This window comes from Sphingobacterium sp. Lzh-3 (genome assembly GCF_046764375.1).
GTDB lineage: Bacteria > Bacteroidota > Bacteroidia > Sphingobacteriales > Sphingobacteriaceae > Sphingobacterium.
This window is the reverse complement of record NZ_CP177226.1, coordinates 4385659-4411506: the sequence shown is the minus strand read 5'-3', so window position 1 is coordinate 4411506 and position 25848 is coordinate 4385659. Positions and strand designations below refer to the sequence as shown.

General features: G+C 43.9%; 17 protein-coding genes. 11 read left to right on the top strand and 6 right to left on the bottom strand.

Going from position 1 to position 25848, the window contains the following annotated elements; translation table 11 throughout:
- Positions 1–15: 15 nt before the first annotated feature.
- A complete protein-coding gene (locus ACLCDV_RS18615; RefSeq protein WP_343567759.1) occupies positions 16–495 on the bottom strand; it encodes a hypothetical protein in 480 nt (159 codons plus the stop codon).
- 235 nt (positions 496–730) lie between these two features.
- Between ACLCDV_RS18615 and ACLCDV_RS18610 the strand changes: the two genes are divergently transcribed.
- Complete coding sequence (locus ACLCDV_RS18610; protein ID WP_411971919.1) at positions 731–1654, top strand: hypothetical protein; 924 nt, start codon at positions 731–733, stop codon at positions 1652–1654.
- 2 nt (positions 1655–1656) lie between these two features.
- Here ACLCDV_RS18610 and ACLCDV_RS18605 read toward each other — a convergent pair whose 3' ends face one another.
- The gene (locus tag ACLCDV_RS18605; protein WP_411971918.1) at positions 1657–1869 is read right to left on the bottom strand and encodes a hypothetical protein; all 213 of its coding nucleotides are present in this window, start codon (positions 1867–1869) and stop codon (positions 1657–1659) included.
- A 544-nt stretch (positions 1870–2413) separates the two neighbouring features.
- Between ACLCDV_RS18605 and ACLCDV_RS18600 the strand changes: the two genes are divergently transcribed.
- The 3 genes from ACLCDV_RS18600 to ACLCDV_RS18590 all read left to right on the top strand — a co-directional run bounded on the left by ACLCDV_RS18600 (position 2414) and on the right by ACLCDV_RS18590 (position 9029).
- Positions 2414–5521, top strand: coding sequence for a SusC/RagA family TonB-linked outer membrane protein (locus ACLCDV_RS18600; RefSeq protein ID WP_411971917.1), 3108 nt, complete (start codon positions 2414–2416; stop codon positions 5519–5521).
- A gap of 16 nt (positions 5522–5537) precedes the next feature.
- Positions 5538–7142 (top strand): RagB/SusD family nutrient uptake outer membrane protein, encoded by a 1605-nt coding sequence (locus ACLCDV_RS18595; protein ID WP_411971916.1) that lies wholly within the window; start codon positions 5538–5540, stop codon positions 7140–7142.
- 252 nt (positions 7143–7394) lie between these two features.
- Entirely contained in the window at positions 7395–9029 is a 1635-nt protein-coding gene (locus tag ACLCDV_RS18590) for an alpha-L-fucosidase (protein WP_411971915.1), read from the top strand.
- Positions 9030–9049: 20 nt separating this feature from the next.
- Here ACLCDV_RS18590 and ACLCDV_RS18585 read toward each other — a convergent pair whose 3' ends face one another.
- Positions 9050–10738, bottom strand: coding sequence for a trypsin-like peptidase domain-containing protein (locus ACLCDV_RS18585; RefSeq protein ID WP_411971914.1), 1689 nt, complete (start codon positions 10736–10738; stop codon positions 9050–9052).
- 285 nt (positions 10739–11023) lie between these two features.
- Here ACLCDV_RS18585 and ACLCDV_RS18580 point away from each other — a divergent pair, with 285 nt between their 5' ends.
- The 7 genes from ACLCDV_RS18580 (at position 11024) to ACLCDV_RS18550 (ending at position 21351) form a co-directional block, all read left to right on the top strand.
- On the top strand, positions 11024–11611 hold the full coding sequence (locus tag ACLCDV_RS18580; protein WP_120332415.1) for an RNA polymerase sigma factor: 588 nt from the start codon (positions 11024–11026) through the stop codon (positions 11609–11611).
- A gap of 66 nt (positions 11612–11677) precedes the next feature.
- Positions 11678–12874, top strand: a complete 1197-nt coding sequence (locus ACLCDV_RS18575; RefSeq protein ID WP_411971913.1) for a FecR family protein — start codon at positions 11678–11680, stop codon at positions 12872–12874.
- Positions 12875–12986: 112 nt separating this feature from the next.
- A complete protein-coding gene (locus ACLCDV_RS18570; protein ID WP_411971912.1) occupies positions 12987–16358 on the top strand; it encodes a SusC/RagA family TonB-linked outer membrane protein in 3372 nt (1123 codons plus the stop codon).
- 43 nt (positions 16359–16401) lie between these two features.
- Positions 16402–17895, top strand: coding sequence for a RagB/SusD family nutrient uptake outer membrane protein (locus tag ACLCDV_RS18565; RefSeq protein ID WP_120332417.1), 1494 nt, complete (start codon positions 16402–16404; stop codon positions 17893–17895).
- 12 nt (positions 17896–17907) lie between these two features.
- Positions 17908–18720 carry a DUF4843 domain-containing protein gene (locus tag ACLCDV_RS18560; RefSeq protein ID WP_201667630.1) on the top strand — a complete coding sequence of 271 codons (813 nt, stop codon included), beginning with the start codon at positions 17908–17910 and terminating at the stop codon, positions 18718–18720.
- Positions 18721–20172, top strand: a complete 1452-nt coding sequence (locus tag ACLCDV_RS18555; protein ID WP_411971911.1) for a PKD-like family lipoprotein — start codon at positions 18721–18723, stop codon at positions 20170–20172.
- Between the two features lie 36 nt (positions 20173–20208).
- Positions 20209–21351 carry a TlpA disulfide reductase family protein gene (locus ACLCDV_RS18550; RefSeq protein WP_317665018.1) on the top strand — a complete coding sequence of 381 codons (1143 nt, stop codon included), beginning with the start codon at positions 20209–20211 and terminating at the stop codon, positions 21349–21351.
- 123 nt (positions 21352–21474) lie between these two features.
- Here the strand turns inward: ACLCDV_RS18550 and ACLCDV_RS18545 are convergent, their stop codons facing one another.
- The 3 genes from ACLCDV_RS18545 to ACLCDV_RS18535 form a co-directional block, all read right to left on the bottom strand.
- Positions 21475–22326 carry a sialate O-acetylesterase gene (locus tag ACLCDV_RS18545; protein WP_411971910.1) on the bottom strand — a complete coding sequence of 284 codons (852 nt, stop codon included), beginning with the start codon at positions 22324–22326 and terminating at the stop codon, positions 21475–21477.
- Positions 22327–22397: 71 nt separating this feature from the next.
- Positions 22398–24128, bottom strand: coding sequence for an RICIN domain-containing protein (locus tag ACLCDV_RS18540; protein ID WP_411971909.1), 1731 nt, complete (start codon positions 24126–24128; stop codon positions 22398–22400).
- Positions 24129–24159: 31 nt separating this feature from the next.
- Positions 24160–25845, bottom strand: coding sequence for an endo-1,4-beta-xylanase (locus ACLCDV_RS18535; protein ID WP_411971908.1), 1686 nt, complete (start codon positions 25843–25845; stop codon positions 24160–24162).
- Positions 25846–25848 lie beyond the last annotated feature (3 nt).

Sequence of the window (25848 nt, the reverse complement as noted above, 5' to 3'; positions counted from 1 at the left end):
TTTACTGATGAAGGATTACTTGGAGTCATTTAGCGCTAAAGTGCTGATCAATGAGTCCGCTTCTGCTTTTTCGATTTGTTTACTGTATGATGCGGTCAGCACTTTATAACGGATATCCAACACTTTCTCCTGTAAATCATAATCTGTCGTTACTTCCAATACTTTGGTATATTGTCTTTTTTCGGCATCATATCCGAAAGCAAAAAGATCGAGTTCTTTTTTGATGCTGCAGCCTTTAAAATAGATGTTTTTCCAGCGACGCCCTATATTGCCGCTCGGATTATACCAGATGATGCAGGAATCAAGGTTCCTTCTGCCCCAGCTAGCTGGAAGGGGATATAGCCCCAGCTTTTTGCGTTGCCCGTTGTAATTGACTCCATATTTTTCAATAATACATGTTTTGCTGAAATACGATCGAATAGATGGGTAAATAGGCAAGAGTATCACAACGAAGGATAATACAATAAATAGGTTTCGAAAAAGGGTTTTGTTCATAAATGGTCTTTTGATGTTGCTAGGCTCGTATATTTTGCACCCTCATTGTATCTGTCTACAATGGGTTCCTGTTTTCATTTTAAATATATTAAAAAAATTGAAGTGATCTATTTGTTGTGCCGATTTTCAAAAAAATAAAAAGCCTGCTTTTTTGGAAAACAAAAAAGTAAAATAAGGGGAAGCAAAAACATTCTGAAATAGTTATTGTTGTAAAAGTAAGGCATAACCTCAGGTAATGAAAATACTTCTTTTAGCGCTAAGATCCTTACTCTTTTTGTCCGTATTGCTGTTGACAGCTTGTTCGACCTTGATAAACAATGTTCAGGTACATACGTTAACAACAAACTACTGTGCACCAAATGTGGCCTATACATCAATTCCAATACAGGAAATCGCTGCCTCGGACAGTATTCAGATAAGGAAAATTTTTTCTTACCATGATTTTGTGCTGATCAAATACCTCAATCTGGCAGAACCCATTATCCAGTATTTGGGGACAGCGAATAATGCTACACTGAAATTGGCGGCAAGGCAAAAGATGACCGAAAGGTACATGCTGTTTGAGACAGAACTGAATGCCATTGCAGCAGAGTTGGACTGTAACGGTGAGCGTATCGATAAGCTCGCAGGATATATAGACGAACTGAATGCGAAAACGCAGACGCGTTTGACGGTGGCTTCTATACTTCTGGGAGCCGTGACAGCGGTGACGGCGACCACGGTCAAAAATGATGGACTCAACAATGGAATGAGCATCGCTGGCGGGGTCGGTACGGCGGTATTGGGATTTATGACCCTGAACCCAAAAGGCAAAAAGGTCAAGATGCAGCTGCAACGTAATATGCTTGAAAGTATTTGGTATCAAAATAATAAGGCGCAGATCTACCCAAGCTCAGTTTGGGGGATTTTATCCGAGAAAAAATTTAGCAACGCTGAAAACTCGTCATTGATAGAAACAATGCGGCAGCGCTGGCTGCAATATGGTTTGGACGATGAACCGGATAGTCCCTTGCAGCAGCTTTATTTTAAGAATGGTGGAACTTTTGCAGCCGAGGAACTACATGATCTAGCCAATATGCACAATGAATTGCAGGCGACCATACGTTCTATTCAGCAGGATATGCGAAGTTTAATACTGGCCATTCATTCAATGGATTGAGATTAAGTGGCTATCTCCTCCTCAATAGCGACAGATTGTGGTTTTTTAATATTTTTGATGCCTTTCATATGGAGCCATTCGGTAAAATGATCTGGGTCGTCCGGTATAAAATGGATCACCTTACCATTTTTGAGAAGTAAGGAAAATATACCGCAATTAGCGATGAATTTGATGATGTCATCGGAATGGTGTTTCAAGAGCGAAAAATATTCCATTAAGTTTGGTTTTTCTTTAAAAAATAGGTCGGATAAACTATCCAAAATATGCGTTAAATGGCTAATTCAATCGATTGCATAAATCAATTCAAAGATGTGAAATATTTTTAATATTTCTTCAAAAGATTATAAATTAATATTGTTTTTTTTGCGTTAAACTGTTTTCGCTTGGCGACCTGATCACTGCATTTCTATAGATCTCTCAAAATGATCTCCCAATAGGTTTTCTGTTTTGGTCAGCTTTTAAACATTTTTACCCTTCTTTTAAATATTCGTTGCAAAGCGATTTTGGTGAAAGCAATAGCTTTGCTTTGTAACCAATTGGCGAAAAGCCAGTTCATTTTAAATAAATGATCGAGTAAATGCAATAGTGAATTTTTAAGGGATGCCGCCTGTTGAAACGAGCTTATTATGTGATCTGATAGCACATAGCGGTGAGCACATACTACAGTTAGCATATAAGTAATAAATAACCAATTTGTATAAATAAATAACCAAGTACTCGCCTCAAGGGGCAAAAAGACATTTATCTCAAAAAAAGATTATGAACAGAAATTATGTGTCTTCTTTCTTTTGTTTTCCCAAAGAAAGGAATAGGAAAGTGAAATGGTTGTTGATGGCTTCCATGTTAATGGGCATTGGACGACTGTCTGCTCAGGAAAAAATGATTCATGGGAAGATCATCAGTGATCAAGGAAAACCAATTATTGGTGCATCGATCAAAGTAAAGGATAAAACCCTCAGTACTTCAACAAACGAGAAAGGCGAATTTGTACTCAAACTCAATCCGGGAGAAGTCCTTATTGTATCCAATGTGGGCTATAATCAGGCAGAATATGTAATCGGTAATTCTTCGGAAATCAGTATTCCACTTGTTGCCGCAGAAATTGCCGTGGATGAAGTTGTGGTGGTGGGCTATGGTAAACAGAAGAAGGTCGATCTGACCTCTTCCATCGCTGTTGTTGACACCAAAGACCTTGTAAAGGTACCGGGAGGTACAATTGCTACGCTTCAGAGCGCCGTGCCTGGAGTGCAGGTAACCAATGGCGCTATCCGTATCCGTGGCGTTGGATCCATTAACGGAACCGACCCGCTCTATGTCGTGGATGGGATGATCGGCGGAGCTATGCCGGATGAAAATAATATTGCCAGCATTCAGGTTTTAAAAGATGCCGCATCAAGTGCCATCTATGGTTCCCGTGGGGCTAATGGCGTTATTTTGGTCACCACAAAACGGGGTAAAGCCGGAGAGGTGAAGCTCGATTATAATGCCTTCGCCGGCATCAAAAATATTTCCCACAATGTGCCGCTGCTCAACGGGCAGCAACTGGCCGAATTGATTAATGAGGAAATGTACAATAAAGATCCCTCGCGCAAAGATTATCTGGCCGCGCTGTCTAAACCCTCCGACATCGGGCAGGGGTATAATATGATGGACGAATTGCTGCAGACGGGCAATTATCAACGGCATAATCTCTCGGTTTCCGGCGGATCTCAAAACGCCAATTTTCGGCTTAGCGGTATCTATGCGACAGACAAATCCATTATTATTCAAGATAAAAATAAGTATTATGGCGCCCAATTTATCTCTGATTTTACCAAAGGAAAACTCAAGATAGGCGAAACCCTTTCCTTAGGTTACACCCGCCGCAACTGGAGCGACAAAAATATCATCGATGCGCAAAAGTGGTCCTCGACATTACCGCTCTACGATGCCAACAGCAGCACTGGTTTTGCCGGAGCTGGCAATGGAACGGATGTTCAGAGTGCATTGGCAAATGCATACCTCAATAAAAACGTCAATGACAACTTTTCGGTAAACGGCAATGCCTGGGCTACTTATGAGATTATAAAAGGCCTGGTTTACAAATTTAATATGGGGATCGACCTTAGCCGGGTGAGGAATGAGGGGTATATAGGTAACTACGCTGTCGGACAATATCAGAACCATAATCCGGATGAACTCAATATTTCCAGCAGTCAGAATAACCGCTGGTTATTTGAAAACACGCTGACTTATGAAAATAACTTTGGCAAACATGCGATTTCGGCTTTGGCGGGGATTACTTCGGAAGAATCCCGTTATAATGCTGTCAATGCTGGGGCCCGTGGTTTGCCGAGTCCGGATGTTTTGATCCTTAATTCGGCATCCTTGGCGAGTTCCCGTCTTGTGGGGTCAGGTGTGGGACAGTCGGCCATGTATTCCATGCTGGGCCGTGTCAACTATAATTATGATAACCGTTACCTGTTGACCTTTAACATGCGGCGGGATGGATCGGCCAACTTTAGTAATCAATACCGCTATGGAAATTTCCCTTCGGTATCAGCGGGATGGCGGATCAGTCAGGAATCTTTCATGAAAGCATTTCCTGCAATCAGCGAATTGAAGCTCCGAGCTAGTTACGGGCTTCTGGGTAATTCGGATATTGCACAATATCAGTATCAACGGACAGTTAGTTTCGACCATGTCTGGTATTACCTGAACAATGTGATGGTCACGGGGGCCCTGCCACAGACTCCCTCGAATCCGAATGTAAAATGGGAAAGTCAGTATTCAACTGATCTTGGTCTCGATCTGGAGCTTTTTGATCATAAATTGGCTTTGACAGTTGATTACTATAATAAAAAGACCGAGGACATGCTGATCAATGTACCCATTTCGTTTACCGCAGGCTATGGTAACAACTTTCCCGTGCTGAATGCCGGTAGCATACGGAATCGGGGCTGGGATATCCTGGCTTCCTACAAAGATCAGGTCGGTAATTTTGGCTATCGTATCGGCGCCAATATTTCTTTTGTGAATAACCGCGTCCTGAGCCTGGGGAATAATAATGAAATTTTATGGGGAAGTATCTCTCCTGGGGGTGAAAATGTGACAAGAACAGCAGTTGGTCGTTCGGTAGGGGAATTTTGGGGCTACACCACCAACGGTTTATATACCAGTCAGGCACAATTGGATGCCGATAAAGCTTTTGCACCCCACGCAGCATTGGGCGATATACGCTTCAATGACCGAAATGGCGACAAGGTCTTAAATGATCAGGATAAGGATTTTTTGGGAAGCCCAATACCTGATTTTAGTTACGGCTTCAATGCTGATGTAAACTACAACAGTTCGATTGGCACATTTGATCTGTCGATGATGTGGCAGGGAAGTAAAGGAAACGACATCTACAACAATAGCCGCTATTGGGGCGAGGGAATGTACCATTACTACAATAATTTTGCATCGACGCTGGATCGTTATCGTGCGGAGGAGCTTGTCTTCAAAAATCCCATATCCGGTGAAACGACCATCTATCCCAAAAATACAGATACCAATATTCCACGTGCAGTACTCGGCGACCCGAATCAAAATTTAAGGGCATCCAACAGGTTTGTGGAGGATGGTTCTTATTTGCGGCTCAAAGTCGTCAACATTGGTTACAGTTTTTCAAGTCCTAGACTTGAACGTTGGAAGATCGACCGACTGCGGTTTTACGTAGGCGCAAAAAACCTACTGACCTTTACCAAGTATTCAGGTTATGATCCGGAAGTGGGCTCGGGCGATACACGCTCCAATCTAAGCCGTGGAATTGACGGACAGACACCATGGGGGCTAAGCTTCCCGAATTCTAGGGAGTATTTTATGGGTATTCAATTCACATTTTAATTTTCATTTCGATACCATGAACAGACACTATATAAAACTGGCTGCTGCTGCTTTGTTGATACAGTTCTCGGGCTGTAAGCCAAATCTGGATCTCTCCAATCCGCAGGAATTGTCGACAGACACCTATTATAAAACAGCAGATCAATTGGAAAATTCGGTCATACCTGCCTATCAGGCACTGATCGGCCGTACACAGGGCGGATATGCCCGTAGTTTGTATTTCGAGCTCTTGGCACCCGGGGACGATTACAACCATACTTTTAAATGGGAACCCATGTATCAGGACACGTACAATACACCTGCAAGTGATGGGATGGCAGCACTCACCTGGAAAGACTTTTGGAATGGGGTCTTTGCGGCGAATTTAGCCATCGATCGGATTCAGAAGTTTGAGGGCGAAATAGACCAAAATAGAAGGAATCGGTTATTGGGAGAAGCGTTTTTTCTGCGAGGTTTGAATTATCTGCACCTCGGTATGCTTTTTGGAGAAACAATTCCGCTGATCAATAAACCTGTTGAAACAAATGAAGATTATTATCCCGGCAACTCACAGGCCGGAGCGGTATATGCGCTAATCGTGGATGATTTTAAAAAGGCTGCTGAGCTGTTGCCTACACGGGGCGCACTTTATGCCGACAGTAAAATGATCGGTCGGGCAACCAAGGGTGCCGCGCAGGCCTATTTGGCAAAAACATACCTGTATAAACCTATCCTGGCGAAGGGACAGGCTGCAGATTTTGCAAATGCCGAGATCCAGTTGAAAAGCGTTATTGATAGCAAGGAGTATCAATTGATGTCTTCCTATAGGGACAATTTTTTGGAGTCGAAGGAGAATAACCAGGAATCTGTTTTTGAAATACAGCTGTATAATGGGCCTGGCTGGCTTGGGGACGATATATCGAGTTCGTGGCGATGGCAGGAGATCGGCATGTTCGATGGTACCGGTGGTGCCTGGTGGAACTTGGCGCCCAATAAAATGGCACATGATGAATTTGAAGAAGGAGATCCCCGGAAATATATGACGCTTTGGTGCGAGAATGGTGCAAAGTTTACGCAGCTGGACGGTAAGGTCACGACCTATACGGACTGGATGAAAAACCTGGCGACCAATAAAGATTTCTTTGGTACCCGGAAATATTGTCCGGATGTTCAGATCGCTGACTTTGATAATGGCAACAATGATCGTATTTTTCGCTATAGCGATGTGCTGCTGCTTTATGCGGAATGTCTCAATGAACGTGGCGATATCGCCGGAGCGAAACAATACATCAACCTGGTGCGTAAGCGCGCCAATAATATCGTCCCCGATGAGCAGCCGCATCTCTGGTATCAAAAATCCAACGGGACAATTCCCGACGTAGATGGACTGATTGCAAAAGGTTTGGTAAAAAACGGTGTTGCGTTGAATACTATAAAAAGTATTATCGTGCATGAACGATTTGTCGAATTTTTGGGAGAATATCAGCGGTATTTTGACCTGTTGCGCTGGGGCATGGCTGACCCTACCTGGCTTGAGCCTTTAAAGAAAGCGGGCTGGTCGGCAAAAGCCATGTATTACCCCTTCCCACAGGCCGAACTGGACAATAACAAAAATTTGAAAGGGAACGACATGAACAATTGATCTGGGAAAATAGATGTTTTTATTTATTCATAGTTAGTTTTAGGTGGGGTGCCCTTTTTAGGGCACCTTTTTTTTGTTCCACTGAACAAAAAGAATCCTGTGTCGATATTGTACTAGTATTGATCGATTATGTAGTTTCTTTCCTAGGGCTATACAGTTACTTTTGATAGTAGCGAAAATAACAAATTATAAACCGAATGATTTTGTCCAGTACTTTGGGCTCAAAGCATTCCGATCGAATTTCAGATTACAATGGATAGAAGAACAGCAATTAAATGTCTCGGTGCCACTATTCCGACCCTTTTCCTGAGTAAATTTAGTCTTTCCCAAGCTCATTTGGGGAAAGCTCCTTTTCACCCCGACTGGCGTTCATTAGAAAATTATCAGGTGCCTGAGTGGTTCAGGGATGCCAAATTTGGTATCTGGGCGCACTGGGGCCCGCAGTGTCAGCCCGAGCGCGGCGATTGGTATGCGCGGGGTATGTATCAGGAGGGATCCGATCAGTATAATTATCACGTCGAAAAATATGGACACCCTTCGGTGTTTGGTTTTAAAGATGTTATCCATCAGTGGAAAGCCGAAAATTGGAATCCGGAAGAGTTAATGGAACTGTATCAAAATGCCGGAGCCCAGTATTTTATGGCTTTGGCCAATCATCATGATAATCTGGACCTTTATCGCAGCAGCCACCATAAATGGAATAGTGTAAATGTTGGCCCCAGGAAAGATATTATAAGGGGTTGGGAAAGCGCTGCAAAAAAAAGAGGGCTGAAATTTGGTGTCAGCGTACACGCGGCACATGCCTGGACCTGGTATGAAACGGCACAACGGAGTGATAAAGAAGGTAAGTTTGCCGGTATACCCTATGATGGGAAACTAACGAAAAAAGATGGCGCAGGAAAATGGTGGGCAGCATACGATCCGCAGGAGCTTTATGCACAGGATCATGCGCTTAGTTTGGATAGTAAGGATGATAACACCGTTCATCGGCAATGGCATTGGGATGTAAATTCAGGGGTAAGTGTGCCAACAAAGGCCTATTGCGAAAACTTTAAGGCCCGGACCCTGGAATTGATCAACAATTACAAACCCGATATCGTTTATTTTGACGATACGGTGCTGCCACTTTATCCAATAAGCAATGTTGGCCTGGAGATCGCAGCCGATTTTTATAATAAAAGCGTGCAGGCAAATAAAGGCAAGGTTGATGTGGTCATCAATGGGAAAATCCTGAATGAACAACAGCGAAAATGCCTGGTATGGGATATTGAACGTGGACAGAGCAACACCATTGAACCGCAGCCCTGGCAGACCTGTACCTGTATCGGTTCTTGGCACTATGATCGCCGGATTTATGAAAATAATCACTATAAATCGGCTAAAACCGTAATTCATATGCTGATTGATGTCGTCAGTAAAAACGGCAACTTATTGTTAAGTGTACCATTACGCGGTGACGGTTCCATCGACGACCGTGCAAGGGAGGTCGTAACGGGAATAGGAGGCTGGATGGCAGTTCACAGTGAAGCAATCATAGGAACAAGACCATGGCATATTTTTGGTGAGGGGCCTGCACAGGAGGAAGCTCCTTCACTGCATGTGCAGGGCTTTAATGAAGGGAAGGGAAAAGCTTTTACCGGCGATGATGTGCGCTTCACGACAAAAGGAAATGTCATGTACGCTTTTATAATGGGAACGTTGACCAAAAAGCAGCTCCGAATAAAGTCATTGGGGCGTTTAGCCCCCAATTCGAGAAAAGTTGGTCAGGTACAGTTACTCGGAACTAACGATCGTATAGCGTTTCAACAACTCGATAATGATCTAGTGGTCACCATACCCGATAGTTTTGTTCAAAACAGTATCGCAACGGTACTAAAAATTTCCTAATGACTTTATCTTTTCTTGTGCTAGAGCATGTGTTCGACTGTGGATAAAAAGGCTAGGATGGTATCTCTTGGGATCGCCAGGCAAGCTGTATGACTAAATCGGGCTATATTGAGCCCGATAAAGTTACCTTTGCTATCGACTACCGGACTTCCACATTCGTCGGCATGAATGCGTGAGTCATGAAGAAATACACGCAAAAAATTATCCCTGCGAACTGATTTTCCTTTTGGAATATTGTTTGCAGGGTGAGGATTTTCCCTGACGGACCAATTAGAAAGAATTACATTTGTGTATAGATCTGCGGCTCCACGTCGGTATTGAACCTGCAGCGTATCGCCGGCAGAAAATTGCTGCATGGCCGCATTTATTTTGATGGCGCTTGATACGTCGCGATTATTTAGTGTAAGCATACGGTCGCCGACACGAAGTCCAGCGCGGGCTGCGGCACCCGTGCTATCTACTTTGGTTAAGGTCGGAAGGCCTTCTATTTCCTGCATTTGTGCATCGAAAGTTCCGGGAACAGGTAAACGTGGGAAGGTTTGGGATGACATGCCCAGTACACCGAATTTACGCTGATCGGCTCCAAGAAGCGACCACAGGTTTAAACCAACAAAAGAATCAGAAATACTTTGCCGGGCTACCTTCGATACATCGACTGACGGAAATTGATGATCACTAATGAGTGCTACCAAGTCGCTTTTTTCGTCTCTGAGCAGAATTCTTAATACATGAATCCTGTTACCTATTTTGACGATTGGTGCTTCGCCAATAAGACTACTTTTGGATAAGATGACCTGTTTATTGTTTCCCAAATTAAATACTGTACCTAATAGCAGTATGCTGTCGCCATCTAATGTACTGCTGATCTGGATGGGCTGAAAATTTGTTTTCGGATGTTTCGCAGGTTTTTTGATCCCCAATTGAAATAGTTTTTTTCGCTGAGGATCTTTACCGATTGAATCGGTTGAGACAGGATAACTGCTGATAGCAACTGGATTGGTCAGCGACTGCCAATAACTCCGGTAACTGTTTATAGGAACCTCAAAATTGATGCCTTCAGCACCATCTATACGGCTGTGAAGACCGATTACACGGCCCAGGGCATCAAATAATGGACCTCCGGAATCACCGGGTTCCATTATGCTGCTGCTTTGAATAAACCCAAAGTTATCCAATTTCTTTAGAATGCGTCCCGTCCGTAGAAAAGGAATGTTGAAAGGTAATGTTTCTGGATACGATAGCCCAAAGCAAAGCTGGTTTTCAGTAATGGATGATGACCAGCCCATTTCAGCATAAGGCCAGGGGCCCTGGCCTTGCATTTTCATCATGGCAATATCGGGCAAGTTACTTTGTTGATCAACGACCAGCCTTCCGAGAGCCTTGGCAACTCCTTGCTTGCCATCGGCAAAGATAACACGATAGAAATTGCCGGGCCTTGTAGCATGTGCCACAGTAAGAATTGTTCCGTCCGAATGGACAATTACCCCACTAAAGGGAGCACTGTTTTGCTGTCCGCTCAAACTGTCAATGCCAAACATCTTTATGGAAGCCGTCTGAACCCGTTCAATGACAGATCTCGGTATCTCATGAACTGCTGACCGCCCTGTCTGCGCAAAGCAGTAGGTGGAGCAGGTAATTACGTATAATATTGTCTTAATAAGATATTGGAGAAATGTGCTTATAGCGAATTCTTTGGAAAGAGGTATCATATTGCGAATAGGTTGATTTATTGGATTAGGTTTGGTTTTTCAAGATCACGGTTCAAAGGTAGTTTAATTGTGAGTAAAGAAACAAGGGTAAGTGATTAGTTCTGAATATATTATTGATTTTTCTTTATTTTTACGACGCTTTGCCGAAAAATTTATGGTATAGGAGCGAAAATTGTGAAAAAATAGTAGGAAGAATTTAGGGATAGGCCAATCATAGGAAGTATCCATTCTTTTTAGTTATCTTTATCCACGAAAAGATTAACCGCTAGCGAAACGAATCTACCCATGAAGTATACGAGCGAGAAAGAGCTGCTTGAGGATTTCCTAAATGGGGAGGAGCGCGCTTGCGCTTATGTATATAACCGTTATTTCAGTCGTATTTGTTTATATGCATCGAGCTTTGTAGAGGAAAGCAAAGAAGCGGAAGACATTGCCGAGGAGGGATTTATACGGTTATGGCAGAGCAAACGAAGTTTTGAAAGTTTATCCCATCTGAAAGCGGCACTCTATCAGGCCACCCGCCATGTAGGACTCAATAAGCAAACTGCCCGACAGCGAAGGATAAATCGGGTCGATAGCTATGTGGAGCAGCAGGAACAGGATCAAAAATCCCATTTGCATGAGCTTGTCTATGCCGAAACAATGGCCGAACTCTACGATGCCATTCAACAACTTCCACCCAAAGCACGGGAAATAATACAGCTGAGCTACCTAGAAGGTAACAGCAATCAGGAGATTGCTGATCTACTGCAGATTAATATTCAGACGGTAAAAAACCAAAAATTACGTGCCCTGGGTCTGCTGCGGCAGCATTTGAGACGAGATTCCTTTAATTACCTATTGTCATTAATCGTTCTTTTTGGGAAAATTTAATTTTTTTTTAATTGTTTTTGGTACTTTTTTCAATCGGTGTGGTATCTATAGATGAAATAGCTCAAAATGGATCCTAAAGAAGAAGAAAAACTCATCCGTATCAGTGCACTCATTCTCCAAAAAATGCAGGGAACGCTAACAGGCGAAGATCGATTTTTTTTGGAGAGTTGGCTACAGGAATCCGAAAGGAACAAACAGATCTATCAACGTTGTCTTGATGAGAAGCTGCAGCGTGATGCTTATACGCGTCTACAGGATTTTGAAACGCGACGTAATTTTGAGTCATTAAAAGCTAAAATTTCCTTCCATACTTCAAAGAAAGGACATGGGCTCCTGAAACGTCTATTGCCTTACGTTGCTGCCGCCAGTGTGCTGCTGGCTCTTTCTGTGGTTTGGTACTGGAATAAGGATAGCAACCGGCTGGTTGAAACGCAGCGGGAGGTTGTAAATGATCGGCTTCCAGCTTCCCATCAGGCTGTTATCACACTCTCGGACGGTAGGCAATATGCTTTGAATAAAGGCGAAAAACAAGTTGTTATCGATGGCGGCGGCATACGCTATGAAGACGGACATGAAGTTGCACCGGTCAATGCTGCGGTGTCTGCCAGAATCGAAACCCCACGGGGTGGTATCTACGAAGTCACTCTGCCCGATGGAACCCTGGTTAAACTAAATGCCGGGACGACACTTTCTTATCCGACAGTATTCGCTAAAGATAAACGCGAGGTAACGCTCCGTGGAGAGGCTTATTTTGAAGTTGCAAAAAAGAAGGATCAGCCTTTTATAGTTCATACCAAAAACCAGCAAGTACAAGTACTTGGAACGCACTTCAATATCAATGCCTATCAGACATCGGTACCTACAAAGACCACTTTGTTAGAAGGTAAAGTAATGGTTACGACGCTGCTCGGAAGTCAAAAAGTAACCTTATTGCCCGGCGATCAGTCTGTCAACACAGGTACAGAGTTGACCAAACATCCGGTAAACGTACAACAAGAAATGGCTTGGGTATATGGCAAATTTAATTTTGACGGAAAATCACTTCGACAAGTGATGGATGAACTGTCCCAATGGTATGCCATAGATGTCGTGTATAAGGGCGATGTGCCTGATGTTTCCTTTTTCGGTGGAACATTCAGAACGAGCAAGTTATCAACTATCCTTAAAATATTAAAAGACCAGGATCTGTCGTATCATTTGACGGAAAATGGGAAACTCATTATTGAAAAAAATGATCCTAAAGCACAGAAAGGAGGGCAATAAAGAACGAAAAATTATACTTCACCAAACGATATGAATTAACAAATTGGACAGTGGATCCTTTCATCTAATCAGTGGATCCTACAATCTAACCTAACTAAACTAACTAGAATTAATGAAATTAAGTTGTTTTTCACAAGCGACCAAACCCCTTTTATGGCTCGTTTTTGCTGTCTTACTCCAGCTGGGCCATAAGGCAAATGCGCAAACCGTTACCTATTCCGGGCACAATGTTCCACTGATGGATGTGCTGCAGGCGGTCAAACTTCAGACGAACTATGAGGTGCTCGGAGCCAAAAAGATATTGGAATCGGCAAAGTCAATTTCAATTAAAGCGGACAAAATGCCCCTTAAATTATTTCTTGATAAAATTTTAAGTCAGCAGGAAATCGGCTACACGATTGAATCAAAGACAATTTTTCTCGAAAGGAAAGCCAGTTCACGGAAATCCGAGCCCAAAAGCCTCCCCCAGGTAGAAAAACCATCCCAGAAGCAGATTCGTGGACAAGTCCTTGGGAAAGACCGAAAGCCGCTTTCCGATGTGAATATTTCACAGGTGGGCAATACCATCGCAGTGGTCGATAAAGATGGGCATTTTTCTTTTGTCGGTACTATGCAACCGCTTACATTCAGTAGGGTTGGCTATAAAAACTTCACGCTCGCTTTGGCCGAAAACAAGGATGAGTACAGTGTAGTGATGGAAGAGGAAGCGAATGCTCTTGAGCAGGTCGTTGTAACGGGGTACCAAGTGCTAAAAAAAGATTCCTACACAGGAACGGCGATTACGAAAAGTGGCGACGAGCTGCGACAGGTAAATCCGCAAAACGTCCTCCAAGCCATGCAGGTATTCGATCCATCGTTTAAATTGCTCGACAATAATCTTGCTGGATCCAATCCCAATGCCTTGCCGAATATCAATGTGCGCGGATCTTCATCTTTGCCTACTGGCGGGAACGAAGTGCTGCGAAGGGATAATATCACTACAACTATCAATATGCCGGCTTTTATATTAAACGGTTTCGAAGTGAGTGTACAGAAGGTTCTCGATCTGGATATGACCCGTATTGAAAGTGTCACGATCTTGAAAGACGCTGCTGCTACAGCCATATATGGCTCGAGAGCGGCCAATGGTGTGATGGTAATAACGACTAAGATGCCCAGGGACGGGAAATTGCAATTGACTTATACGCATGAGAGCAATATAAATATGCCGGATTTGACAGGATACGATGTATTGCATGCTGCTGATAAATTGGCCTATGAAAAACTGGCTGGGCTGTATGATGCAACAATTCAGCGCCAACCACAGGATGCATTGGATGAGCTGTATTATCAGAAACTAGCAAATGTGCTTGGCGGTGTTGACACCTATTGGCTGTCACAGCCAGTACGGACCGCGGTCGGACAAAAGCATGGTCTCTATCTAGAAGGTGGGTCGGAAAGTTTCCGCTATGGCGTAGACATGCGTTATCAGACCAGACCCGGTGTGATGAAGGGATCGGGAAGAAATCAATATTCGGGCGGGCTAAACTTTAGTTATAACCTAAAGGATAAATTTAGATTTCAGAATGAGCTTGCCGTAACCGTGGTAGACGGGCGTGAATCGCCCTATGGAAATTTTGCGGATTATGTAAGAATGAATCCTTACTACCGCATGACAGATGATCAGGGCAATATTATACAGGAGGCGGATGTATGGACAAGGGTTGCAAACTCAGGTAGTGCACAACGGGAATACGTCTTGAATCCACTCTATAATGCGACATTGAATAGCTTCAATAAATTGGGCTATACCGAACTGCTGAACAATTTTTCGGGGGATTTTGACCTGAGTAATGGGCTGCGTCTCCGGGGACAGGTAAGTTTGTTGAAACGTTTGAATACCGATGATAATTTCCGCTCGCCCTTAGCCAATGACTTTTATTTCTATCCTACGGCACAAACAGACGAAAAGGGTAGTTATACCAGTTATACAAACAATGAATTGTACTGGGATGCAAACATACGTCTCAATTGGATGCGTACGATTGATAAACATAGCTTCAATGTCGTGGGGGGAACCAATATACGGACAGAAAGCTATGACGAGCGTTCATTTCAAGCGATCGGATTTCCGAATGATCGGTTTACAAGTGTAGGATTTGCCAAGGGATATGCTGAGAATGCAAGTCCGTCGAGCAGTTTGGGTGCCTCCAGGTTGTTTGGAGCTTTTTTAAGTGCTAACTATTCCTATGATAACCGCTATCTGATGGATGCAACGGTCCGAATCGATGGATCCTCAAAATTTGGGGCAAATAAGCGCACCGCACCATTTTGGTCGACTGGTATCGGCTGGAATATGCACAAGGAGAAATGGTTCGCCAACGATGTTGTCAGCCAGCTTCGGCTGCGTGCAACACTTGGACTGACGGGATCTGTGCAGTTCGATCCCTACATGTCGCGGACAACCTATAGTTACGATAAAAGCAATTGGTACTCATCGGGGCTGGGAAGTATCGTGCGTAACTATGGCAATGAAAACCTGACCTGGCAAAAGACCCAAAGTACCGATGTCGGTCTTGATCTAGGCCTTTGGCACGATCGTCTGACCCTTTCGCCACGCTACTACCATAAGATAACCCGTGATATCTTGGCTGATATTAACCTGGCACCTTCTACCGGATTTAGCGCTTATAAAGAAAACCTGGGGGACCTTGAAAATAAAGGATTTGAACTCAATGCCAATTGGATTGCCCTTAAAAACGAAAACTGGACTCTGAGTCTATTGGCGAATTTGGTGCGGAACAGAAATAAAATCGTCCGTATTTCAAACGCATTGAAGAGCTACAACGAACGTGTCGACGAAGCTCAGCAGGGAACTGATTTAATGGCTGTTCCTTTGCTTCGTTATAAAGAAGGGCAATCCCTCGACGCTATCTATGCTGTTCCTTCTTTGGGTATCGATCCCGAGAATGGAAAGGAAGTTTTTATTAAAAAAGACGGGACGTTGTCGTATGACTGGGATGCAAGGGATATTGATGTCGTTGGGGTAGCTACACCAACAATGGAAGGATTTTTCGGAGGGACACTTCGTTATAAGCAATTTATGATGGTCGCTTATTTCCAAACGCGGATAGGAGGTAAAACCTATAACCAAACCTTGGTAGACCGTGTCGAAAATGCCGATCCACGCTACAATGTGGATAGCAGGGTTCTGGAGGAAAAATGGAAAAATCCTGGCGATGTTACCTTTTACAAAAGTATTCAGGATCTGGGACAGACAAGAGTGTCCTCGCGTTTTATTATGCCGGACAACTTATTTGCCCTACAGTCTCTTAATCTTTCTTATGATGCAGGGAAAGCGCTGTCGAAAAAATTGGCGCTGTCAAGCCTGCGTGTTGGCCTTGTTGCAAATGATATCTTTCGTTGGTCTTCGGTGAAAGTGGAACGTGGAATTACGTATCCATTTGCCCGAAGTGTGACTTTTACCCTACAGGCAGGATTATAAAAGATGGTAAATCCCATCCGAAGGATGGAAAAAATATGTACAGATGAAGAATTTAACTATAGTTTTAATACTGTTCACAGCCTTGAGTACGCTTTCTTGCTCCAAGTGGCTCGATATACAACCAGAAAGCGAAATTGACAAATCAGTTCTCTTCTCCACCGAAGATGGTTTCAAGGAAGCCCTGATTGGGGTATATACGCGTTGTGCAAAAGACGATCTCTATGGTAAGGAGCTAACCATTGGAACACCGGAGGTATTGGTCCAGAACTATGCATTATCAAGCAATGATCCGTTGCGTTATCAGCAGACAAAGTTGTTTAAATTTAATGACGGTAATTTTATTGGCCGAAAGGACAATATCTGGAAAGGTCTATACAATGGTATTGTTAATACTAATCTGATACTGGAGGAAATTGACCGTAAAAAACAATTGTTTACGGGAAGCAATTATCAATTGATCAAAGGTGAGTCGCTGGCTTTGAGAGCATACCTTCATTTTGATGCGTTGCGCCTATTTGGTCCGGCTCCGGTTGTAAATAACAAAATCGAAGCCATTCCATATGTAACGACCTATTCCAATAAGTCTACCAAATTGTCCACAGTGTCCCAACTATTGGATTCGGTAATCCGAGATCTGGAAGAAGCCAAAGAATTGCTGAAAGTTGACCCCATCCGCCTGAAATCCTATGTGGTTGGTTATCCCACTGTCGGTGACACGTTGAAAAATTCGGAGCTACAGGACAAGAGCCTCTTTTTACAGAATAGAAGGCACCGGCTTAACTATTATGCCGTGTGTGGACTGCTGGCACGCACTTACCTCTACAGCGGAGACAAAGTAAAGGCGTTGCTGAACGCACGAGAAGTGATTGATGCCAAAAAATTTCCATGGACCAATGCCACTGATTTCCTTGCTGTCGATGCGGATAAAAAGGATCGGATTTTCTATAAAGAACTGTTGTTTGCCTGGTATATCCCGGCTATGAACAACACCTATAACAATGACTGGTTTCAGGACAACAACAGCGCGATCTATTTGGATCAGGATGAGGCAAAAACCATCTACGAGGTTGCAGGAGCCGGTGGCGGTGACATGCGCTATACACAATGGTTTGGAACAGTAAGCGTTGGAAATTCCTTTATATCATCTATTCACAAATATCGCCGGAATACGTTGGGTGACAGTTTTGCCGCCAATCTTCATTATTTGGTAGCTCCGGCGATCCGCTTGAGTGAAATCTACTATATCGCCGCCGAATGTAGCTACGAAACAGCACCCGCTCAGGCTGCAGCATGGCTTGACGAGGTCCGTGAACATCGAGGCATTGGTCAGAAAGTGGATATTTCGACAAACGCCAAACTCCGAACCGAACTACTGAAAGAATATCGGAAAGAAATGTTTGCCGAAGGACAATTGTTTTTTGCATATAAACGGCTCAATGAACCAATTGTCGGACAGCAAGGCACTACAATTCCGGCCAGTCAACAAATTTATGTATGGCCGTTGCCGGATGATGAAATTATCTATGGACAACGGTAAATCGTAACCAAAATGAAAAAAGATACTTTATTACTTCTGCTATTGCTACTACCACTGCTGATGTTGTGTTCTTGCAAAAAGGCAGTTTTAGCGACCTACGACAGGTCGGCAAATGTTTATTTTGATTTGAGCGACGCTGATCGGGATAGCATTGTATATACTTTTGCCTACGATATGACCAAGGCGCAGGATACCATTTTTGTTCCTGTCAAAGTAATGGGATACCGTGACCAGCACACTCGGCATTTTGAGGCTTTCGTGGAAAAAGATTCATCAACGGCGCGTGCAGACCTGCACTATGATCCGTTGAAATCAGAATATCCATTGGAAAGTAATGCCGGTCGGGCCTTTATGCCTATCGTTGTGCATAATATAAGCGCGCTTGAAAGTCAATCTGTATCACTGCTCGTAAAACTTAAGGCTAGTGATGACTTTGGGGTTGAAAACCCAACACTGATACGGGCGCGAATTATTATTTCGGCCCAATTGGAACAGCCTGCCTGGTGGACCATGTGGCTTGATAATTATTCGCGGGTAAAACATCAGCTCTTCCTAATTGTCACCGAACAACGTTCGCTTTCGACGGTCGGGCTCGATGCACCCAAAAATCTCTACTTTGCAAATCTCTTGCTCATGATGCTCAACGATCCATTTAAATGGGTCAAGGATCATCCAGAAAAAAATTACGTGCTGAGCAGCAACGATAATGGACAGACCTACCAATTCTATCATGTGGACAATCCAAACCGAAGCATCTTATTAAGGAAAAATAGCGCTTCGGGTAAGTATTATTTTATAGATGAATCAGGAAAGGAAGTCAGATAGATGAAAAGAAATTTAAACAGATTGAGAGCAATACTATTTTTTGCTATTGTGTCTTTAACCCTAATGGCTTTCGAAAGCTGTTATAAGGACAAGGGAAATTATGCCATCGATATGCCTGATGGGCCGCAGATCTCAGGGTTAGATACTTTGTATGAAGCATCGGTGGGGGACAGCCTTATTATAACCCCAAAAATTACCGGCATCGATGCGGCTTCAGTGAAATGTAACTGGCGAATCGATGTGCCAGAGGCACTCGTGCCCGAAGCTAACCACTACGAAGGTCCCGCGCTGCGTATCGTTTTTGGGCTTCAGGCCAAAAGATATACGGCGCGCCTTACGGTGACCAATACGGGTAACGGGATGAAATATTTCTATAATTTTAAGATCCAGGGAACGACAGCTTTTTCGCGTGGGTCACTTGTGTTATCTGTCGAAAACGGGGTTAGTAAACTCTCGTTTATAAAGCCCGATAATACTGTACAGCCCAATATTTATGAGGCGATCAACGGCGAACCATTACCGATGGATCCTATGCATATCCATTACTTAAAAAACCAGTTTACGGGAAATACCCCCTTGGGTTACTGGATTATATCAAAACAGGCCGGCGTGCGGCTAGATGTAAACAATCTTGTTAAGGAGGCGGTAAAACCCGGTACCCTGCACGATAACTTTTTTTTGGCACCGTCAACGATTGCTGTGGGAAGTTTGTTCGCCCATCCTCAAGGGGTAATGATGGGGGTGATCAATGACAAATTTTATGGGGGAACTACAAACACCTGGGATCAATCGAACACCTACGGCATGTTTGGAACTTATGCGGATGGGGACTACGCGTTAGCACCAGAAGTAGTATTGACAACAGTAGACAATAATTATAGCGTAATCGCTTTCGAAAAAAATAAAAAGCAGTTTGTCCGAATCAATATTTACGGTAGCCCTATGTATTTTGGTACCCAGTATAGTCCCGTCAATACTGAAATTTTTGATCCAACACAGGTAGGCATGGATCTGATCAAAATGGTGCAGATCAATAATACGGATACCTATGCTTATACGAAGGACGGGAGTGGTCATATTTATGAATTGAAGTTCAATGCAAATTTTAATGGACCATTTATGATCACCGCAATACATAAGAAGATCTTTATAAAACAAGAATGGATCAATGCGGAAACAAAGTTGGTGGCGACCCGAAATGGATATATTTATGTGGCCTACAAAAATCAGGTATTTCGCTACAACCCGCTCAATCAGCAAGTGGATCTATTGAAAACAACCATCAAATCGGATATAAGCATGCTCAAATTAGAGGACGATGAGAATACCCTGATTGCTGGGGCAGAAGGAGCGCTGTATTATATGGATATCCGTGTTGGGAAAAATGGCGAGTTGCTCAAAACAATTGAGGGTCTTCCCGGAAATCCTGTGGATATGACCTGGCGTAACTGAAAGGAATAATATAAAAATTGAACCAAACAAAAAAATATGAAAAATTTAAAAATAGTTGCCTTAGCACTGGCATTTTTGCCTATGACATCCTTTGCGCAGCAAGCTAGCTTCCAGATCAAGGGAAGTGCACCAAAAGCTTTCAATGGCAAGAAAGTGTATCTGGATTATATAAGAGATGGATTTCCGGCATCGGATTCATCGGCTATCGTGGACGGCAGATTTAGTTTCAAAGGAACAGTAGAGGAGCCGTCTTACTCCAGGATGGTTTTTGATCAAGACAGTAAGGGGAAATTAGTCGCACAGAATATTGGCGACCGTTTATACTTCTATTTAGGCAATGAAACTTACAATATGACCATCAAGGATTCATTGCGTACTGCTGCCATAAAAGGGTCGCCATTGCATAACGCCTATGTCGCTTATTTAAATGAAATTGGTGGTGGTTTCATGGATATCATTGATGCGGGGAATAAGGCCTTTGCGGCCGTAAAGCAAGATGCTCCCGATGCCAGCGAGCAGTATAAGGCTATTCATGAAAAGTTTGAGGCGCGTTTTGAAGCCCGCCGGGTAAAAGAGCTTGCCTTTGCTGCCAAAAATCCCAATTCAATATTCGCGGTGGACGCCCTTATTGATGCGGCCAACAAACGAAAGCTCAGTGAGATTGAACCTTTGTTTTTGAAGCTGTCCAAAGAAGTGCGTCAAATGACCAATGCGCGACAGTTGGAAGCGCGTTTTCTAGCGGAGAGAAGTGTAAAAATCGGCAATAAGGCACCCGATTTTTCCCAGCCGGATACGGAAGGGAAAATGATCAAAGTATCCGATTTTAAAGGCCAGTATGTGCTTATCGACTTTTGGGCAAGCTGGTGTAGTCCCTGCCGCGCTGAAAACCCCAACTTATTAAAGGCCTATAACAAATACAAAAGTAAAGGATTGGAGGTCCTTGCAGTGTCGCTAGATGATACCAAAGGAAAAAATGCCTGGTTAAAAGCCATCAAAGATGATGGTTTGCCATGGATCCATGTCGCAGATCTAAAAGGCTGGAGCAATGAGGCTGCGGTATTGTATGGCGTACGTGCTGTACCACAAAATTATTTAGTGGATCCTAAGGGAAACATTGTCGCTATCAATATAAAAGGTGAACTGTTACACCAAGAGTTGGCCAAAATTTTTGGAAATTAATGATCGAGCGTTTTGTTATCTCTTTTAAAGATAACGAAGGAAATTATAAGAAAAGAACGGTTTAGTGATTCGGGCGGCTAGCTGCTTGTCATTCAAAGCTAGGGATTGACTCCCTAGCTTTTTTTATTTTTTTATTTTCGTCAGCAATTTAAGCATGCTTGCCGCATAATTTTTACCCAGCTGCCGGTATCCGGCAGGACTGAAGTGTAGTCCATCGCCGATACCCTGGCAACCCGCAGAAGAAATGATATGGGCAGTCGGGATAGTAGCGGGCAATGTTTGGATGATACTGTTCATGCTTGCGCATTTACCCCCTGCTTCGGCCGATAGGAGTTCACCAGCAAGTAGGGGTACATCGTCGGCGTTCAGGTGCAAATCGTGCAAGAGGTTTTCATAGACTTTTTTTACTTTATTGGGCCATTCGCGATCGCCGGTATTGGATTCCCCCTGGTGAAGTATAATACCTTTGATAATACCTTTATGCTGTGCCATCTTGGCCAGGACGACAAGCCTTTCATAAGGATTATTGTCATAAGCTGCAAGCATGGATTTCATCCATTCGGGGGCCTTTGCGACATAGCCTGCCGTGCTATCTTGATCAAATAATTGAATATGGCAACCACCTACCGAAACGTTGATGACTCCGATCTCGATATTTTTGGGAAGCTTTTCTACAAGCGTTCTGCCAAAATAATCTGCAGGTGTAAGGCCTGTGTGGCAACGCGTGAGTGGTGCCCGGGCAGGATACCACTTACCGTACTGCCGTCCCAATTCGGGGCAATCTACTGCCGCCAGCACATGAAACCGGCTGTTGGTGATGGTATCCTGAGGTTCGAATTGTCCATGTCCCTCCATATTGGATTGTCCTAAACAAAGGTAGATATGGAAGTTCTTGTCTTGGGCAAAAGCTGTTGTTCCGGTAAAACAACATACCAAGAAGATCAGTAGCAGCATTTTAAATTGTGTTTGTCGCATCGTGAAGCATTTTATGTTTTTAAAATTAACCTATTTCGCGGTAAGTATGGCTTACCGCGAAAAGATAGTGTTTAGTTCATGGCAATAAATTTGAACTTAAATAATTGACAGGAGGTACCATAGTAATCCCAAAGCTGAAGATTGGAATTGCCGTCCATGGTACAGTTGGGTACATCCCAACCGCGTGTGGCATCTACCTTTGACGTAATTTTGTAATAGCCATTGGCTACAGCAGTTACCTTCCAGGCCTGAGCATCATTGCTATAGTTCTGCCAAAGCCGGATGGCAGTTCCAAGCGCATTGCTATTACTCGTCAGATCAATGCAGCGATTGCTTGCACTTGCTTTTGAAACAAAGCGCCAGTATCCGTTACCGGCATCTATAGCGACCCAGCGCTGTGCATTTGCGCCATTTCTGGTCCACGGTCTGAGCACTGCACCGTTGGCATCTTCACCTGATTTTAAATCAAGTACCTTGTTGGCATCGGTCTGGAATTCGATTTCGTAAATGCCATTATTGACCAGACTAGTGACCGTACAGTTAGACATGGGGTAATTGGAGGCAGCATACTGCTGAAACCACTGTTTAGCGGGAGCAGCACAGGCTTCCCAATCATTGTTAAAAGCTGTCCCGGCGTTGGGATCCCCTTTGTGGAGCAGATCGTCGGGGGCGAGAAGGTTCCAGCTTACATTGCCGGATTGATCCACAATGTATTTTAAATTTGCACCAAAACCGTTTCCGCCAGCGGTACCGGTTGATCCCGTACCAAATGTGCCATATCCCTGTGGAGCCCAGTCTGTCTCTGTAATGGCAATGGGAGCAATGTCTGCAATAGGTTTAACATTGGTATTCCAGGCATTTTGAAAAGCTTGATAGGTATTGACACCACCCCAATACCCGGGGTAGATATGTACTGCATAGCCAATGTTGCCACCCGTAATCGGATTATTGACATAGCCTTGATAATGGGACTGCCAGCCAGTTCCTGGTATCCAGCATACATTGTTGGCACCGTTATTACGAATGATATTGACCAAGGGCTGAAAGAAATTTTTCAACGCAGCAAAATGCTCGTTGCCGGTCGTCCCCCAGTTGCCATTTGTTCCCAGAATCTCAACGGGTTCGTTAGCCAATTCAAACATCACATTGTCTGCATTCTTTAGTGATGGGTGCTGCGATAGGAAAGTCCATACGGTCTTAAGATAGGTATGATAGGCATCATTGACTGCGATACGGTGTGGACATACGCCAGGAGGACGCAAGATCACATACATGCCCCGGCTGCGGGCATGGTTGATTAGTGGAATAATGACCTGATCAGTATAGGTAACCAAGCGATTATAGTTAAATCTTGAGATGTCGTCTTCAGGAATAGGAGCGCCCGGATCATTGGTCCAATACGGATCGATGTGCAGACGGATATAATTGAGATACCAACCGTCGGCTGCGCTGCTGAGTTTGTCAATGACTGCTTTATTGTAATTGAGTGCACCCTGAACATTGTAATTATCCCAGGTGCAGTAACCGGAGTTGGCACCATACTGGCAGCCATTGAACCAAGGGCTGGGTGTAATGGCCACTCCATGCAGGACAATATTGTTGTCGCAGGGATCTTTGAGGTACTTCCCGCCTACATGTAAGGTTGGTGTCGTTCGTGGCCAACCTGTAACGGCTTGTGCGGAAACATTGGATTTAAGACTTCTTTCGGATTCGCTGGTCAAGGTTTTTTCTTCCAGCCGCGAGCAGCTGGAAAAAATAGCTAATAAAAAGATCAGCAATAACCACATGTTGTTTGTTCTCATAATTTACATATTTAAAGGGTGATTAATGATCTTATTTTTTAGCTGACAATGCCTCAGCAACCGCCTGATAGGCTGGCTTTCGAACAAATCCTTCGGTCCATAAGCCGATGGGCTCTCCACGTCGCCAGAATGAACCTTCCTGGTCTGGACTATCCAATGGGCTCCATAGGGTGATACCGTACTGTTTATCCTTGGGAATGATCTCGAGGTATTTCTCAACGACAAACTTGTACATGTCGGCCTGCTGCTGATACATTTCAGTCGTTGCATTGCTAGTCTTTATGCCATTTCCCAAACCAATATCGAGCTCAGACACTTTGATCAGCTTGCCGGTGGCGGCCAATAGGTTAAACATACTGACGATATTGTCTTTGCTTGTGTTGATGTCGATGTGCATCTGGGTACCGATCCCATCCACCTTGGCGCCTTTGCTTTCGATGTAGCTGACATAGGCGATGAGTCCTTTGCATTTGTTGCCACTGCCTTCCAAACCATAGTCATTGATGAAAAGGAGGTCATTGGCATTGCCATATTTGCGGGCAAGCTGGAAGGCTTTTACGGCATAATCTTTCCCTAAATAATCTTGCCAGTAGAATTCGTCATCCGCCAAATCGGTCTTTCCGATTCCGGTCTTCAAGGCATATTGGTCGGGCCAGTCGGACATGGGCTCGTTGACCACATCCCAGGCTTTGATATAACCTTTGGTTTTTTCGAGCATACCAGCAATAAATGTCTCCAGCGCTTTGGTGAGTATGGTTTCTTTCTCGGCAGGTGTTTTCTCAATCGTGCTACCTCCCGGGCTGCCATATCCTTCACCATTGGCGGACTGCGCTCTGGATGAATTATTTCCCCAACCGAACCAACCGTCAATATTGTTTTCAAAATCACTGTTGGCAATGAGGCTTGTTGAACTGCCAGTTTTTGTAAGCACAACCTTGTCGATGAAGATGGTACCATCGTATTGGCCAAAATTGATAATAAAACGGTTACGCGCGGCAGTTGCAGTCACTTTAAGTTCGTATTCTTTGTAGCTTGTCGTTAATGCTAATGAGCCCATGTTGTCGCCGGTGTAATTGGCGGTGGTCTGCAGATCGATGCCAATGTTGCCCGCTTTATTGCCTCGTGCGACAATTTTCAATACATATTCTTTACCCACTTCCGTCGGGTTGATATCATAGGCGGTCTGTGCTTCCCAGGCGTTGACAACAGAGGGGTTACTCATTTTTAAAGCGTGCCCCGCCAGGGCTGGACCTCCCGAACCTGGTATCACCACAGGGGCGATTAACTTATTGAGATAGGCCGCATTCTGTCCCGAGTGCCAGCAAAGGGTATGGCCATATAGCGCCATGTTGTTTTCCTGTGCGGCTGTGATAAGCTGTTCGACCCGTGATAGATTGAGACTTCCGTCGGCCTGCACAATGGAGCCATGTTTCATTTCATAGCCCATGACCATTTCTTCAAAATTTCGGTTAGCTAAGCGGTAAAGGACTCCTTTGTTAAAATAATCGTTCATATTGAGCGCAACACCGAGCTTAAATCCGGGGTTGCCTTGCTTATCCAGATAACTTTTTAATGGGTTGTAAGCGTTGATATCTTCCTGCGTCAGTACTTTCTCCGATTTATCGACGGCGTAATCCAGTGGTTGATATTTGGAACAGGAACTCCAGGCGGTGCCGAGCGAAAGTAGGATGACGATAGTTTTATTGATTTTTTTCATCGT